Below are 14,363 nucleotides of genomic sequence, written 5' to 3'. Positions count from 1 at the left end.
TGGGGAAATGGCGAGACTCCCATGGGAGAAGGGACTAGGTGAGATCCCGCAGGGAGTGAAACGAGCGAGGAAGCTCACCGTTCCCCCATAGGAAAGCGAGTTATTTCCCCACCAGCCTTTATCCATCTAACGTAACGGACCCAATTTATCTCGCACTGAGTCTTCAAGTAATGGGAGCTTTTCTTTAACTATCAACATACAGAATCAGGATGAATCTTGAAGAGAGCAGGATTCATCTTGGTATTCGATTTCTATAGTTACATGCTCCAAGGAAATCGTGTGAAGAATCTCTTTTATCCTTTCTTTCACATGACAGATCTCCTCTTTCGTTGCATTCTCAGGAACAACTACATGGGTGGAGAAGGCATGGTTCTCGCCGTCCATGGACCACAAGTGAGTGTGGTGTGTAGAGTTAATGTTCGGCACGGCATTGATTTTTTGAACGATATCTTCAAGGCTGATGCTTTCCGGGACGCCTTCCAAAAACAGCCTCATCGTTTTAATGAAATTCTTAACCACGTTATATAAAATAAATACTGTAATGGCAATGGAAGCGATAGGATCCAGAATAGGAAGATCCGTAAAAGCCATAATGATACTCACAACTAGAACCGCTGCCCAGCCGAGAACATCCTCAAGCAGATGCCAGCTTATGACTTTCTGATTCATTGAGTCGCCACCGCGAAGCCTGAAAACTGCTGCTCCGTTAACGATAATTCCCAATATCGCCAGCACAATCATCCCAGTTGTGTTTGGCTGCTCTGGATTGAGGAGTCTGGGTACAGCTTCCGTCAAAATAAATACAGAACCAACAATTAATACCACACTGTTAATAAGAGCGGCTAGTAAAGAAAAACGCTTATAACCAAATGAGAACTCTTTAGATTGCTCTTTTTGAGAGAATTTTTGGAGAAACCATGCCAAGCCAAGAGATAGAGAATCTCCAAGGTCATGTAACGCATCGGATAAAATAGCCATACTGTTGGTCATAATTCCCCCGATGATTTCGATTATAGTAAAGAATAAATTTAGAAAAAAAGCAGTTTTAATTTTTCCTGTGGAAGAATCAATATGATGATGGTGATGTCCCATTAGATACCCCTCCCTTAATATATGAACATATGCTCATATATATAATATAAAAAAGCTGCCAAGGTGTGTCAACCGACAGCATAGTTTTAGCGTCTCCTTATTCAGAAAAGGTATGACAACAATAAAAAAACTCCAGGAAAGCCCTGGAGTTTCCTTATTTTTTTTCTGGATAGAAGCGGCGCTCAATGGCATAGTATCCGTACAAATTATCGGTTGCGACAGCGAGACGTTTAACTTGTTCAAGTAAGAACGTTTTATCAAGTTGGTAAACCACTTTCTTTTCAATATGATCAAGCGTATTATAAGCAAAATCCCATATAGCCTGATGCTTGGAGGTATCAATTGACTCAGCGACCATAGCAAGAGCTCCAACAATTTCAGTAATGATTAAATGATTGTCGCCGGCATAGTGGCGAATATAACCAAAGCCACGGTAAATATAATATTCAAATGTTTCATTCAGAAGAATAATTCTAACCTGTCCCCCGTTGTCGGTCAGATAAGGCGTGAAGGTAATGTAATCTTCAACCGTAAGCATTAATTCAGCCATTTGATGAATCGTATTGGTAGCTGTTTTGGGATCATCATTTCCCAGAGACTTTATCCCAATTTCAGCTAATTTATGCATCCCCATCTGAATGTCTTGTAGTTCAGTTTCTTTATGACCGATTTTAATCAAACTGTAATAGAATTCTTCATCCACTAAGTCAGCACCTGGTCCCCAGTAACTGATCAGCTTATTCGTTTGTAAAATGTAATCGCCTACCTGTGAATGGAATTTAATGATCACATTGTCATTGCGAGCCTGTTCAATCATGCTTTTGTAATCAACTAGTTGAACATATCCTGACCTTGCAGCTTCCACACACTGCATATTTTCTTCATGATCTTTTAGCAAATCACCGGCCTGCTTGGTTCGGAAGGGTTCGAGATCCTTGCTTAAGGTATTATTAATCATAGCTTCAGAAGATTTCTTCATGGTTTCTGTAATATTGTGAACTTGCATCCATGTCGTGGCGTGGTTGATAAAATAAATAAACGTAAGAGAAGCTATAAAGACTAAAATGATCGTGATTACTGGAACGGCTACGAAATATTCGTATGATGTATTCCCAATAAATAAAAATACAAGCAGTACATACACAAAACTTCCATTAAATATACCAAGAGCGTGCTGAGTTCGTCTATCTGCAACGAAGTTAATCAGCATCCGGGGTGAAAATTGTCCACTAAAGGTTGTAAGTACAACTAAGAGGGAGTTTAATGTGAAGGCGCTTAGTGTTAACAAGCCGCCAATTAAGGTGCTGACCAGCATTCGGGTTATTTCAGCATTAATTCGGAAAGATTGAAAGGTGTATTGTTCCAGTTCTAAAACTAAATCAAGTATAAGGGTAATAGCGACAAACAAGATCGACGATGATATATATATCAAAGGCATGTACCACAGGGTCGATTGAACTTCTTGCTTGCGCTGTTGTTTAGTCATTTGAAAATATTTTTTTAGAGATACGGGTAATATGTCCATCAGCATATAGCGGTTTCCTCCTTTACATATAAGGTACTCTTTCCCTACAAACCCTCGTGTTAAAACAGTAAAATTATATTTGTAAAATGAAAATTTCGGGCTTGTCTTTCCTTATGCTGTTTCGATATAGTGGAGAGAAAAAATAAAAAAGAAGAGGTGTTCACACTGAATTGGATACAAAAAAATTATAAAGATCTTACAAAAGACGAATTGTACGACTTATTAAAGCTCAGGGTTGAAGTCTTTGTTGTAGAGCAAGAGTGTCCTTATCCGGAGGTCGATGGCCGTGATAAAGAATGCATGCATATCTGGTTAGAGGAAAATGGCAAGCTCTTCGCTTACTGCCGGATCGTTCCCCCTGAGACAGATAAAGACTACTATGCGATTGGGCGCGTAATAGTAATTAAAGAAAAACGCGGTCAAGGATATGCGAAAGAATTGATGGAAAAAGCAATTGCTTTTTTGCGTGATGAATGGGAAGCGGAGCAAATATGGCTGCATGGACAGGAATATTTGAGAGGTTTTTACGGATCATTCGGTTTTAAAGAAATTACAGATGTTTATTTAGAAGATAATATTCCACATGTAGATATGCTGCTCGAATTTGAATGAGGGTCTAGTGTGCTGGAAAGGTTTAAAAAAAGAGAGTGAGTGGAACAAAATACTCCACACCATAAAATGGAGGTATAACATGAGTCCACAAACTTATTTTAAACAATATATTAATGGGGAATGGAAACCAGGTTCAAGCGAGAAACAGATTGAAAATATAAATCCATATACCGAACAGCCTATTACAACAATCCCTTCTGCCAATGAAGATGATTTAAATGAGGCCTACCGATCAGCTGAACAAGCTCAAAAAGACTGGGCGGAATTACTCCCAGCCAAGAAGCAGGCCTATTTTGACAGCTTATTATCGGTGGTTAAGGAACGTAAAGACGAAATTATAGACTGGCTGGTGAAGGAAGCAGGCAGCACTCTGGTAAAAGCAGAAGTGGAATACCAGGCTGCAGTATCAATTATTAAAGAATCTTCCTCTTTTCCTACAAGGATGTCTGGCGAGATACTTCCTTCTAATACTCCCGGTAAAGAAAACCGGGTCTATCGTTATCCGAAAGGGGTCATAGGAGTAATTGGTCCGTGGAATTTTCCATTCCATTTAGCTATGAGGTCGATTGCTCCTGCGATTGCTACTGGAAACACCGTTGTGGCCAAACCAGCATCAGAATCTCCTGTTACTGCAGGGTTACTGATTGCCGATTTATTTGAAGCAGCCGGATTTCCAGCAGGAGTACTGAACGTAGTAGTAGGAAGAGGTTCAGAGATTGGGGATGCGTTTGTCACACACCCTGTACCGAAACTGATTTCCTTTACTGGATCAACAGAAGTAGGCAGTCACATTGGAGAGCTTGCAGGTAAGCATATCAAAGATACGGCACTGGAGCTTGGAGGCAACAATGCTATGATTGTCCTTGATGATGCCGATGTAGAAAAAGCGGTGGAAGCAGCAGCCTTTGGAAGGTTCCTGCATCAGGGTGAAATTTGCATGTCCATCAATCGCTTGATCGTTCATGAACAGATTCATGATCAATTTGTGGAGGCATTCAAAGAAAAAGTGGAAACCTTAAAAGTTGGTGACCCCTCTGAAAAAGAGACGACAGTTGGTCCGTTGATTAATCATGGGGCCATTGAGCGTATTCAGGAAGACCTGCAGGCTTCCCTTGATCGCGGAGCCACCTTGCTAACAGGTGGTGATTCAGAAGGAAACATCATGCATCCTACTGTATTAACCAATGTTACTAATGACATGCCAATTGCAAGCAATGAAGTTTTTGGTCCTGTTATTGGAATCATTAAGGCTTCAAGTGAAAAAGAAGCCATTACAGTGGCGAATGATACTTCATATGGATTAAGTGGATCGGTATTCACAACCGATGTACACCGCGGTGTTGAAACAGCAAAACAGATCAACACAGGTATGATTCACGTGAATGACCAGTCTGTAAACGATGAAGCGCATGTAGCCTTCGGCGGTGAGAAAAGTTCCGGACTTGGCCGCTTTGGAGGAGAGTGGGCTCTCGACAAATTTACAACTGTAAAATGGATTGGTGTCATGAATGGATATCGCAAATTTCCATTTTAATAAAGTAAATAAACGCCCTGAGCAAAGAAAGGCTCAGGGCGTTTATTTTATACAATATTATTTTTATCAGCGAATTTTTGGAATCTGGTTATTGCATCACGCAAGGTTTCTTCAGAGTTGTTCAAACCAATCCGAACGAATCCTTCACCGTAATCACCAAACCCAATTCCCGGGGCTACAAACAACCCGACTTGCTCGAGCAGAGCATCAGCAAATTCTTCAGAGGAGTAGCCATTCGGGACATGGACCCACACAAAGAAAGAACCTTTACAGGGCTGGAAGCGATAGCCGCTGCTTTGTAAACCTTCAAGTAGTAAATCACGTCGTGCTTCATAAGTATCCGTTAGCTCCTCCACACATTCCTGTGATTCTAAGAGGGCTGTAGCTGAAGCTTCCTGCACAGCTCCGAAAAGGCTCACAAAATAGTGATCCTGGACAAGTTCCAGTGCTTCAATCACACTTTGGTTTCCTACGGCAAACGCCACGCGCCATCCTGCCATATTATAGGTCTTGGACATGGTGTAAATTTCGACTCCTACATCTTTAGCGCCGGGAACCTGCATGAAGCTTAACGGTTTTTCACCATCAAATCCAATGGCTCCATAAGCAAAGTCGTGGACCACACAGATATCATTGGCATCCGCGAGCTCTATGGTCTCTTCAAAAAAAGCCTGGTCAGCTACTGCCGAGGTTGGATTGTTGGGGTAGTTGAGAAACATAAGTTTAGCCTGTTTAAGGACCTCTGGATCCATCGCGTCATAATCAGGCAGGAAGTTGTTTTTCTCTAGAAGCGGCATAGGTTCCATGACGGCATCAGTCATAGCTACTCCCGACCAGTAATCCGGATAGCCAGGATCAGGGACTAAAGCTGTATCACCTGGATTCAAGAAGCATTGGCTCAACTCTACCAGTCCGCTTTTACTGCCAAATAGTATAGCTACTTCTGAAGAGGGATCAAGATCAACCTCATATTCTCGTTTGTAATACGTTGCCACAGCTTCTTTCAGAAAATCAAATCCTTGAAAAGGAGGATACATATGGTATTCAGGGTTTTCGGCTGCTTTTTGCAGCGACTGTACAATATGTTCAGGTGTAGGCTGGTCAGGATTACCTTGACCAAGGTTAAGTACATTATGTCCCTTTTGTTGCTGGAAATCGTTTAATTTCTTTACAAGCTTTGCAAAGAATTGATCTGGTAAACGCTGAATGGCATCAGATTGCTTATATTGTTTCATTCTTTTCCACCTCGGCTTATTATTTGAATACTCTCACAACTGAATAATATGGATAGTGTAACATGTCTTTATCCGGATAGGGAATACTAGGAGCAATATACATTAAGAAAACCAAACCAAATACTACATATAAAATCCTTAAATTAAGGTTTATTTTTCAGTCGAAATTTTGCAGGTCGGTATTTTTGGGTATGCATAACTAGAAGAGAAAGAAGGAGTGTTAGGAATGAAAATTGTAATTTTAGGTGGAGACGCAGCAGGTATGAGCGCAGCAATGCAAATTGTGCGTAATAGTGAGGGGAATGAAATTGTTGTTTTAGAAAAAGGAGAGATAACATCTTATGGTCAGTGCGGCCTACCTTATGTTGTAAGCGGCGACGTCAATTCGACAGATGACTTGATTGCCAGGGAGCCACAGACTTTTCGCGATAAGTATGGAATTGATGTACGTACTTCTCATGAGGTTACAAAAGTAGACTGTGATCATAAAGTGGTTTATGGCATCGATCATAAAACGAGCCAAGAGATTGAGGAGTCTTACGACCGGCTGTTAATTGCTACAGGCGCAAGCCCGATTATACCTCCCTGGGAAGGTCTGCAGCTTGAGGGGATCTTTTCATTAAAGACTATCCCAGATGTGCAGGCTATTATGGATGACTTAAACCATTCCATTGAGAAAGTAACAATTATCGGCGGCGGTTATATTGGCTTGGAAATGGCAGAAAGTCTAGTTACTCTGGGTAAAAAAGTACGGATTATTGACCGTGGCGCCCAACTCGCAAAGATATTTGATGAAGATATGGCTGACCTGATCCATGAAGAAGCAGAGCGCCATGGAGTAAAATTGAATTTGGGTGAGTCTGTTGAAGAATTTAGAGGAGATCATCGAGTGGAGTCAATCGTCACAGATAAGGGTGAATATGAAACTGACTTTGTATTGGCCGCCACTGGGGTCAGTCCTAATACGTCCTTTTTAGAAGGGACCGGAATTTCTAAAGGAGTTCGAGATTCGATCACCGTCAATGCCTTTATGGAAACAAGTATTATGGACATATATGCCGCGGGGGACTGTGCAGCCCAGTATCACCGTCTGAAGCAAAAGCTGGATTACGTGCCTTTAGGGACTCATGCAAATAAACAAGGCCAGGTAGCTGGACTGAACATGGTGAACAAAAGAAAAGCATTTCAAGGTGTGGTAGGCACTTCGATTTTAAAATTCTTCGATTTAACTCTAGGCCGCACTGGATTATCTGAAAAAGAAGCCGCCAGTGAATATATTCCTTATGCTACGATTTCTATTAAATCAACCCATGCAGCCGGGTATTATTCTAAAGAGGATCCAATGACGCTTAAACTTATTTATAACAAGGAAAGCAGAGAACTGTTAGGCACTCAGATTATAGGCCACGCCGGTACGGACAAGCGGATCGATGTTATTGCTACCGCTCTCTATCATCATATGACGATTGATAATCTGGCTGATCTTGATCTGGCATATGCCCCGCCCTATAACAGTGTTTGGGATCCTATTCAACAAGCAGCCCGAAGAGCGTGAAGAAAGATGAACCTGGAATTCTGTTTTCGCTCGGCGCTGTGGTACTATGGAAACAGGATTAATGATACAGGGGGATCTTTACGTTGAATAGAGAATTACTTCAAAAAGCAGAGCAGTTTATTTTTGAATGCTATGAAGAACTAGGGCGGTCTGATGCTGCTCAGAGAGTGAAAGAGATAGAAGGATTAATTGAAGATACAGGAACTTATGAACATACTTTCGAAGAACTGGAATATGGAGCAAAAGTAGCATGGAGGAATAGTAACCGCTGCATTGGGCGATTATTCTGGAACAGCTTACAAGTGTTTGATCAGCGCCACTTGCAAGACGAAAAAGAGATTCGAGATGCGGTGTATGAGCACATGAACTATGCCACGAATGGGGGCCGTATTCGATCGACTATTTCTATTTTTAAACCGAAACAGGGGAATGAGGAAATTCGATTCTGGAACCATCAGCTGATCCGTTATGCAGGATACGAAATAGACGGGGAGTTAGTGGGGGACCCGGCTTCTATCAATTTTACCCGCCAATGCGAAGCTCTGGGCTGGCAGGGCGGAGGAGGAAGGTTCGATGTCCTCCCGCTTGTGGTACAAGTTGATGGTTCTAAACCTCAATGGTTTGAAATTCCGGAAGAGTACATTCTGGAAGTTCCTCTTCGTCACCCAGTGTTTCAGTGGTTTAGTGATTTTGGTCTGAAGTGGTATGCTGTGCCGTTTATTTCAGATATGCGTCTGGAAATCGGCGGTATTAACTATACTGCAGCACCCTTTAATGGTTGGTATATGGAAACTGAAATCGGTGCGAGAAACTTGGCCGATGAATTCCGTTATAATCTATTACCGGATGTAGCTGAAGCCATGGGCTTGAATACGAGAAGAAATACTTCCTTATGGAAGGACCGGGCTTTAATCGAATTGAATCAAGCGGTTCTCTATTCCTTTAAACAGGATAAGGTGAGTATGGTTGACCACCACTCGGCTGCCCAGCAGTTTCAGCTTTTTGAAAAGAAAGAACGAACTTGCGGAAGAGAGGCCACAGGAGACTGGACTTGGCTGATTCCTCCTGTTTCTCCTGCGACGACTCATATCTTTCATTCGTCTTACAAAGATCGCATGGACACGCCAAATTTCTTTTATCAAACAAAAGCATACGAAAAAACCCTTTAGATAAGAGTTCTAAAGGGTTTTTTTAGGTTATTCGTAGAGATCTGGTCTCCGGTCCTGAAAAATAGGAATTTGTTCACGGATAGCTTCTACATCCGTAAAATCTACTTCCCCATAGAGAATTTCTTCGTCACCTGATCCCTCAACCACTACGTTTCCCCAGGGATCTACAATGATGGAATGCCCGCCAAAAGTATTTGCAGCATCCGATCCTACACGATTGCATGCAATAACAAAGCACTGATTTTCAATAGCCCGGCTGATTAACAGATTGCGCCAATGATCAACCCGGGGCTTTGGCCACTCTGCTACGACAAAAAGGGCTCTGGATCCATTAAGCATGTGAGTCCGCATCCACTCAGGAAAGCGGATATCATAGCAAATAACACCAGCTGCGGGCACACCGTTTAGTTCAAAATTTCCCTTTTGGTTACCGGAATGAAGATGTTTTTCTTCGTTCATTAATCGAAAGAGGTGAGCCTTACGGTACTTGGCAGTGCGCTCGCCCATAGAATTGTAGGAAACAAACGTATTATAGAAACGTTCTTCCTCACGCTCCGCGATTGACCCAAGAATTGTCACCTGGTGTTTGGAGGAAAGGTTCTTGAGCAGTTGGTGCGTCGGCCCGTCCATTGACTCGGCCAGTTCATCGAACCTGCTCAGATCGTATCCCGTTGTCCATAGTTCAGGAAGCACAATAACCTCGCTTCCATTACTGGCTGCTTCTTCAATTTTTTTGGTCGCATGTGCCCGGTTTGCTTCAGGGTCACCAAACGCGACATCCATCTGAATAATGCCTGCTTTTACTGTCATATAATCACCTCGAACTTCTTTGTTTATCAAAAATCATACCATGAATTCACCTGAGTATGAAACGTTTTCAGACATGCTACAATAATAAATAGATGAACAGGATAGAAAGGATGGTAGAGGTGTTTGAATTATTTCTACCGATGCTTGAACGTTTGGGTATCATTGTTACCGTTGCTTTTATAATAACAAGATTTCGATTCTTCCGGGAACTTATTGACCGTAAAGTCTTAAATCGAAAGCAGCATTATATGGCAATTGCTTTTTTTGGACTGTTTGGAATAATTGGTACCTACACAGGAATCACTTATGATACTCAATCATTCGAATTCGGGAGTTGGGCTTATGAACTGAATGACTCCGAAGCCATTGCAAACTCTAGAGTAATAGGGATCGTAGCTGCCGGTTTGTTTGGTGGATATCGGATCGGAGCTGGAGCAGGAATGATTGCTGGGTTACACCGATTTTCTTTAGGGGGATTCACGGGATTGGCATGCGGAATTTCGGCTATTGTGGCAGGGATCATTGCTGGATTTTTTCATAAAAAGGATCAACCATTAAAGTTGAAAACTGCCCTTCTGGTTGGAGGTCTGGCTGAAACTATTCAAATGGGGATTATTTTAGGAATTGCACAACCTTTTGAGAGAGCCTGGGAACTTGTCCAGGAAATAGGGCTGCCGATGATTGTGGCCAATGGTCTTGGCTCTGCGTTGTTTTTATTAATTATTCGAAACGTACTAAACGAGGAGGAAAAAGCCGGTGCTCTTCAAGCTCAGAAAGCATTAAAGCTTGCTGAATCCACCGTTTCATACCTTCGTCAGGGTTTAACGGAGAGTTCTGCCCAAAAAGCTTGTCAGATTATCTATGAAGAAGTGGAGGTAAGCGCTATTTCAATGACGGATAAAGAGTATATTCTTTCTCACGTCGGTCAGGCAGATGACCATCATCAGGCGGGGAGCACTATTCAAACCCTTGCTACGCGCGAAGTTATTCAAAAAGGAGAGATGATCGTAGCCGGACACAGGGATATTAGCTGTGATCATACTGGATGTCCTTTAGGGGCAGCTGTAATTGCTCCTTTAAAACGAAAAAATGAAACAGTCGGTACTTTAAAGTTTTATGTTCGTTCCGAAAAAGAAATTTCAAATGTATTGATTGAGCTGATCCAGGGACTAAGTGCGCTGCTTGGTCAGCAGCTGGAAATCGCTGAAGCAGAAAAAGCACAGGAACTGGCGCGCGAAGCTGAGGTGAAAGCTTTGCAGGCCCAGGTTAATCCGCACTTTTTGTTTAATTCCTTGAATGTAATTGTCTCCCTCACCCGTACGGAACCTGATAGGGCGAGGTCGTTGCTCATTGCTTTATCTAAGTTCTTTCGACAAAACCTTGGGGCAACCACAAAAAGGTGGACATCTCTTGCGGAGGAACTATCACACGTGAGGGCTTACCTTTTAATTGAAGAAACACGGTTTGTCGATAAGCTTCATGTACACTACGATATAGAGGATTATGCCCTCTCAGCGAAGATTGCTCCCCTTACCTTGCAGCCCTTAGTAGAAAATTGCATTAAGCATGGGATAAAAGATCAAGAGGGCGAGTCGGAGATTATTATTCAGATTAAATATCTATCAGAGGGAGTCCGTGTATCCGTTAAAGACAACGGCAGCGGAATACTTCCGGAACGACTTCAGCATTTAGGTTTAGAAGAAGTTACTTCTGAAATAGGCACAGGGTTAGGCTTATACAATGTAAACAAACGGCTGGAACTGTTACACGGAAAAAATTCTAAGCTGCAAATAGAAAGCGAACCTGGGCAAGGAACGAGGATTTCTTTCCTCATTCCTCATAATAAAGAGGAGGTGTCGGCATGAAAGGACCCATTCAGGCGCTAGTGGTAGATGACGAGCGTTTCAGCCGTGAAGAATTAATTCATCTGTTAAAGCAACACGAGGCTATTCAGGTGATAGGTGAAGCAGAGTCTGGTGACACGGCTATTATGAAAGTCCTTCAACTACAGCCGGATGTCCTGTTTTTAGACGTGGAAATGCCCCGGATGGATGGAATGGAGGTGGCAAAGGCTGTTCAGGAACTGAAAAAGGTTCCGAAAATAATTTTTGCTACAGCCTATCCAGACTTTGCGGTAGATGCCTTTCGACACGACGCCATCGATTACCTTCTTAAGCCCTTTGACGAAGAGCAACTAAAAGACGCAGTGGTTAAATTAGAAAAAAGATTCGCTCCTCAAATGGATGCTCCTCAAACGCCCAATCAGACGCCTTCAAAGCTTGCTGTAGAAGGAGAAGATAATATTCATTATCTTAATCCTGAAAGCATTGTGTATGTTTATCGTGAAGAGCGGTGGACTAAGATTGTAGGGAAAACCCATACCTATGAAACAAGAGCTCCATTAAAGGAAGTAGAACATCGTTTAAGAGGTTTCCCATTTTTTCGCATTCATAAGAGTTATCTCGTAAACTTAGATTACGTGGACAGGTTGACTCCGTGGTTTAATGGCGCTTACCAATTAGAGCTCCAGGGCAGAGAGGAGAAGCTATCGGTAAGCCGAAATTATGTTAAAGATTTAAGAAAACAATTGGAACTTTAAATCCCGGTCTGTTTTTAAGACCGGGATTTTTACATGTTAAACAGAATTTTCGACATGTTAATCAAAAACACCCCTTATGTAAGCGTTATCTTGTTATGATTTTTGTAAGCGATTACAAGAATAGGGCGAGGGAGGACTTTTTGTGATTACATTTCTAATCAGTATCGGACTTTTAATCATTGGTTATTTCACGTACGGGAAATATGTTGAAAAAATATTCGGGGTAAATAAGAGCAGAACTACACCGGCTTATTCTCACAGTGATGGTGTGGATTACCTGCCGATGGGGCAAAAGAAGAATGCTTTGATACAATTATTAAATATAGCTGGAGTAGGGCCAATTTTCGGACCTATATTAGGAGCGCTTTATGGACCAGTGGCTTTTCTCTGGATTGTTCTTGGTGCCATCTTTGCCGGGGCTGTTCATGACTATCTTACTGGAATGATTTCCATTCGTAATCGAGGGGCTCACTTACCAGAATTGGCTGGGAAGTTCCTTGGGAAAGTAATGAAACACGTCGTTAACGCATTTTCTATCTTACTATTGCTTCTAGTCGGGACCGTGTTTGTTACGGCTCCAGCTGATTTGCTTCATAACATGACGAGCAGCTGGCTGAGTCTGCCGATTATCTTGCTTGCCATCTTTGCTTATTACTTATTAGCAACGATGCTGCCAATCGATAAGATTATTGGACGTTTCTATCCGATTTTCGGAGCCCTGCTTTTAATCAGTGCTATTGGGGTAGGTGTATCATTGGTCGTTACGGGAGCACCAATTCCTGAACTGACTTTAACCAATATGCATCCAGATAATGCACCTATCTTCCCTTTGTTATTTTTAACCATCTCATGCGGGGCACTGTCAGGCTTCCACGCTACACAGACCCCAATTATTTCACGTACGACTCAGCAGGAAAAACAAGGCCGTCGCATTTTCTATGGAATGATGATTGCTGAAGGAATTATTGCTATGATCTGGGCAGCCGCAGCTATGAGCTTATTCAACGGTTCAGGTGGATTGAATGAAGTATTGGCAAACGGCGGACCGGCAGCGGTTGTTAGTGAAGTTTCTGTTGCTATGCTTGGGGCCGTGGGAGGAACGCTGGCTATCCTTGGTGTTATTATTCTGCCAATCACTTCGGGAGACACAGCTTTCCGTAGTGCCCGTATGATTATTGCGGATTATATCAAAGTATCCCAGAAGAAAATTATGAGCCGTGTTTGGATTGCCATTCCGATGTTTGTCATTTCATTCGCATTGACTCGTATAGACTTCACCCTTTTATGGAGATATTTCTCCTGGGCGAACCAGTCAACAGCAGTTATTGCCCTGTGGGTAGGTGCAATGTACTTGTTTTTATCTCGCAAAAATTACTTTATTGCCGCTATACCAGCAACCTTTATGACTATGGCAACATTTACGTACATTATTAATGCTCCGATTGGGTTCAATCTTCCTTTGAATATATCCTATCTATTGGCAGCTATTATTACTGTTGCGATTGTCACAGCTTTTTTCATTGCCGCGCGCCGTGGCTTAAGCAAGGATATTCCATTAGAAGAAGATTTAAAACCTACAGCCTAATAAAATAGTTGAAACATCCATCAGAGAGATCTGGTGGATGTTTTTATATGTCCTAAACTTCACTTCATTAAACTTTTACGTGTAGTATATCGACCTGTTAACTTTGCCATGATGTACCTTCCAATTCTTTTTTTCTGAAATTTGTTAAATATTGTATTGATTTTATAACAAAGTTCTTACACTAAAGGGCCGGAGTGTGGAAGACTCAGTTTCGAGATAAATTGGGTCCGTTACTCTAAGTGGAAGAGGGCTGGTGGGGAAATAACTCGTCTTGTTCCATCACCAGACACTCGAGCCTTAAGCCGTTCATCAACGGATTGGAAAACCGCCATCCTTTTGATGATCGGCTTATGCTGGTCGTGTCTTTCGGGGTGATTCCACATTTGAACACTTTCCTATGGCCCTACACGACGTAGGGTCGATCGACGTTGCCACAGGACGTGGCGATCTTAGTCGATCCTCCTTTTACCATGAGCTTCCTCGCTCGTTTCACTCCCTGCGGGATCTCACCTAGTCCCTTCTCCCGCTCTTATACGTTCATAAGTTATAAGCGTAAATCAGGACATAAACGACGATGAGTGCTATCCAGCTCCAGCACCTAGCGGCTAGTGAGACTTCCCTCACTTCTGTACGATAAGTCAACATCG

11 protein-coding genes are annotated in these 14,363 nt (G+C 42.3%); 7 read left to right on the top strand and 4 right to left on the bottom strand.

Annotated features, from left to right (window positions below):
- Positions 1 to 204: 204 nt before the first annotated feature.
- Together BMZ06_RS19565 and BMZ06_RS19560 are read right to left on the bottom strand one after the other, a co-directional pair.
- Positions 205 to 1,092, bottom strand: a complete 888-nt coding sequence (locus BMZ06_RS19565; RefSeq protein ID WP_089754799.1) for a cation diffusion facilitator family transporter — start codon at positions 1,090 to 1,092, stop codon at positions 205 to 207.
- Between the two features lie 154 nt (positions 1,093 to 1,246).
- On the bottom strand, positions 1,247 to 2,623 hold the full coding sequence (locus BMZ06_RS19560) for a DUF2254 domain-containing protein (RefSeq protein WP_089754796.1): 1,377 nt from the start codon (positions 2,621 to 2,623) through the stop codon (positions 1,247 to 1,249).
- A 159-nt stretch (positions 2,624 to 2,782) separates the two neighbouring features.
- Here BMZ06_RS19560 and BMZ06_RS19555 point away from each other — a divergent pair, with 159 nt between their 5' ends.
- Both BMZ06_RS19555 and BMZ06_RS19550 read left to right on the top strand, forming a co-directional pair.
- On the top strand, positions 2,783 to 3,229 hold the full coding sequence (locus BMZ06_RS19555; protein ID WP_089754803.1) for a GNAT family N-acetyltransferase: 447 nt from the start codon (positions 2,783 to 2,785) through the stop codon (positions 3,227 to 3,229).
- A 79-nt stretch (positions 3,230 to 3,308) separates the two neighbouring features.
- A complete protein-coding gene (locus tag BMZ06_RS19550) occupies positions 3,309 to 4,763 on the top strand; it encodes an aldehyde dehydrogenase family protein (protein WP_089754794.1) in 1,455 nt (484 codons plus the stop codon).
- A 47-nt stretch (positions 4,764 to 4,810) separates the two neighbouring features.
- Here BMZ06_RS19550 and BMZ06_RS19545 read toward each other — a convergent pair whose 3' ends face one another.
- Positions 4,811 to 5,998 carry a pyridoxal phosphate-dependent aminotransferase gene (locus BMZ06_RS19545; protein WP_089754792.1) on the bottom strand — a complete coding sequence of 396 codons (1,188 nt, stop codon included), beginning with the start codon at positions 5,996 to 5,998 and terminating at the stop codon, positions 4,811 to 4,813.
- Positions 5,999 to 6,224: 226 nt separating this feature from the next.
- Between BMZ06_RS19545 and BMZ06_RS19540 the strand changes: the two genes are divergently transcribed.
- Complete coding sequence (locus tag BMZ06_RS19540; protein WP_089754790.1) at positions 6,225 to 7,553, top strand: FAD-dependent oxidoreductase; 1,329 nt, start codon at positions 6,225 to 6,227, stop codon at positions 7,551 to 7,553.
- Between the two features lie 83 nt (positions 7,554 to 7,636).
- On the top strand, positions 7,637 to 8,722 hold the full coding sequence (locus BMZ06_RS19535) for a nitric oxide synthase oxygenase (protein ID WP_089754788.1): 1,086 nt from the start codon (positions 7,637 to 7,639) through the stop codon (positions 8,720 to 8,722).
- 27 nt (positions 8,723 to 8,749) lie between these two features.
- Here BMZ06_RS19535 and BMZ06_RS19530 read toward each other — a convergent pair whose 3' ends face one another.
- Entirely contained in the window at positions 8,750 to 9,532 is a 783-nt protein-coding gene (locus BMZ06_RS19530) for a carbon-nitrogen family hydrolase (RefSeq protein WP_089754786.1), read from the bottom strand.
- A gap of 110 nt (positions 9,533 to 9,642) precedes the next feature.
- Here BMZ06_RS19530 and BMZ06_RS19525 point away from each other — a divergent pair, with 110 nt between their 5' ends.
- The 3 genes from BMZ06_RS19525 to BMZ06_RS19515 all read left to right on the top strand — a co-directional run bounded on the left by BMZ06_RS19525 (position 9,643) and on the right by BMZ06_RS19515 (position 13,716).
- Positions 9,643 to 11,397 (top strand): sensor histidine kinase, encoded by a 1,755-nt coding sequence (locus BMZ06_RS19525; RefSeq protein ID WP_245756052.1) that lies wholly within the window; start codon positions 9,643 to 9,645, stop codon positions 11,395 to 11,397.
- The gene (locus BMZ06_RS19520; protein WP_089754785.1) at positions 11,394 to 12,131 is read left to right on the top strand and encodes a LytR/AlgR family response regulator transcription factor; all 738 of its coding nucleotides are present in this window, start codon (positions 11,394 to 11,396) and stop codon (positions 12,129 to 12,131) included. Before BMZ06_RS19525 ends, BMZ06_RS19520 begins: the two co-directional genes overlap by 4 nt.
- A 142-nt stretch (positions 12,132 to 12,273) precedes the next feature.
- Positions 12,274 to 13,716: a carbon starvation CstA family protein gene (locus tag BMZ06_RS19515; protein ID WP_089754783.1), complete on the top strand. Its 1,443-nt coding sequence runs from the start codon at positions 12,274 to 12,276 to the stop codon at positions 13,714 to 13,716.
- Positions 13,717 to 14,363 lie beyond the last annotated feature (647 nt).

This window comes from Halobacillus alkaliphilus (assembly GCF_900113125.1).
GTDB classification, from domain to species: Bacteria; Bacillota; Bacilli; order Bacillales; family Halobacillaceae; genus Halobacillus; species Halobacillus alkaliphilus.
Note: the sequence above shows the minus strand (reverse complement) of the source record. Positions and strands in the feature narration are given on the sequence as shown.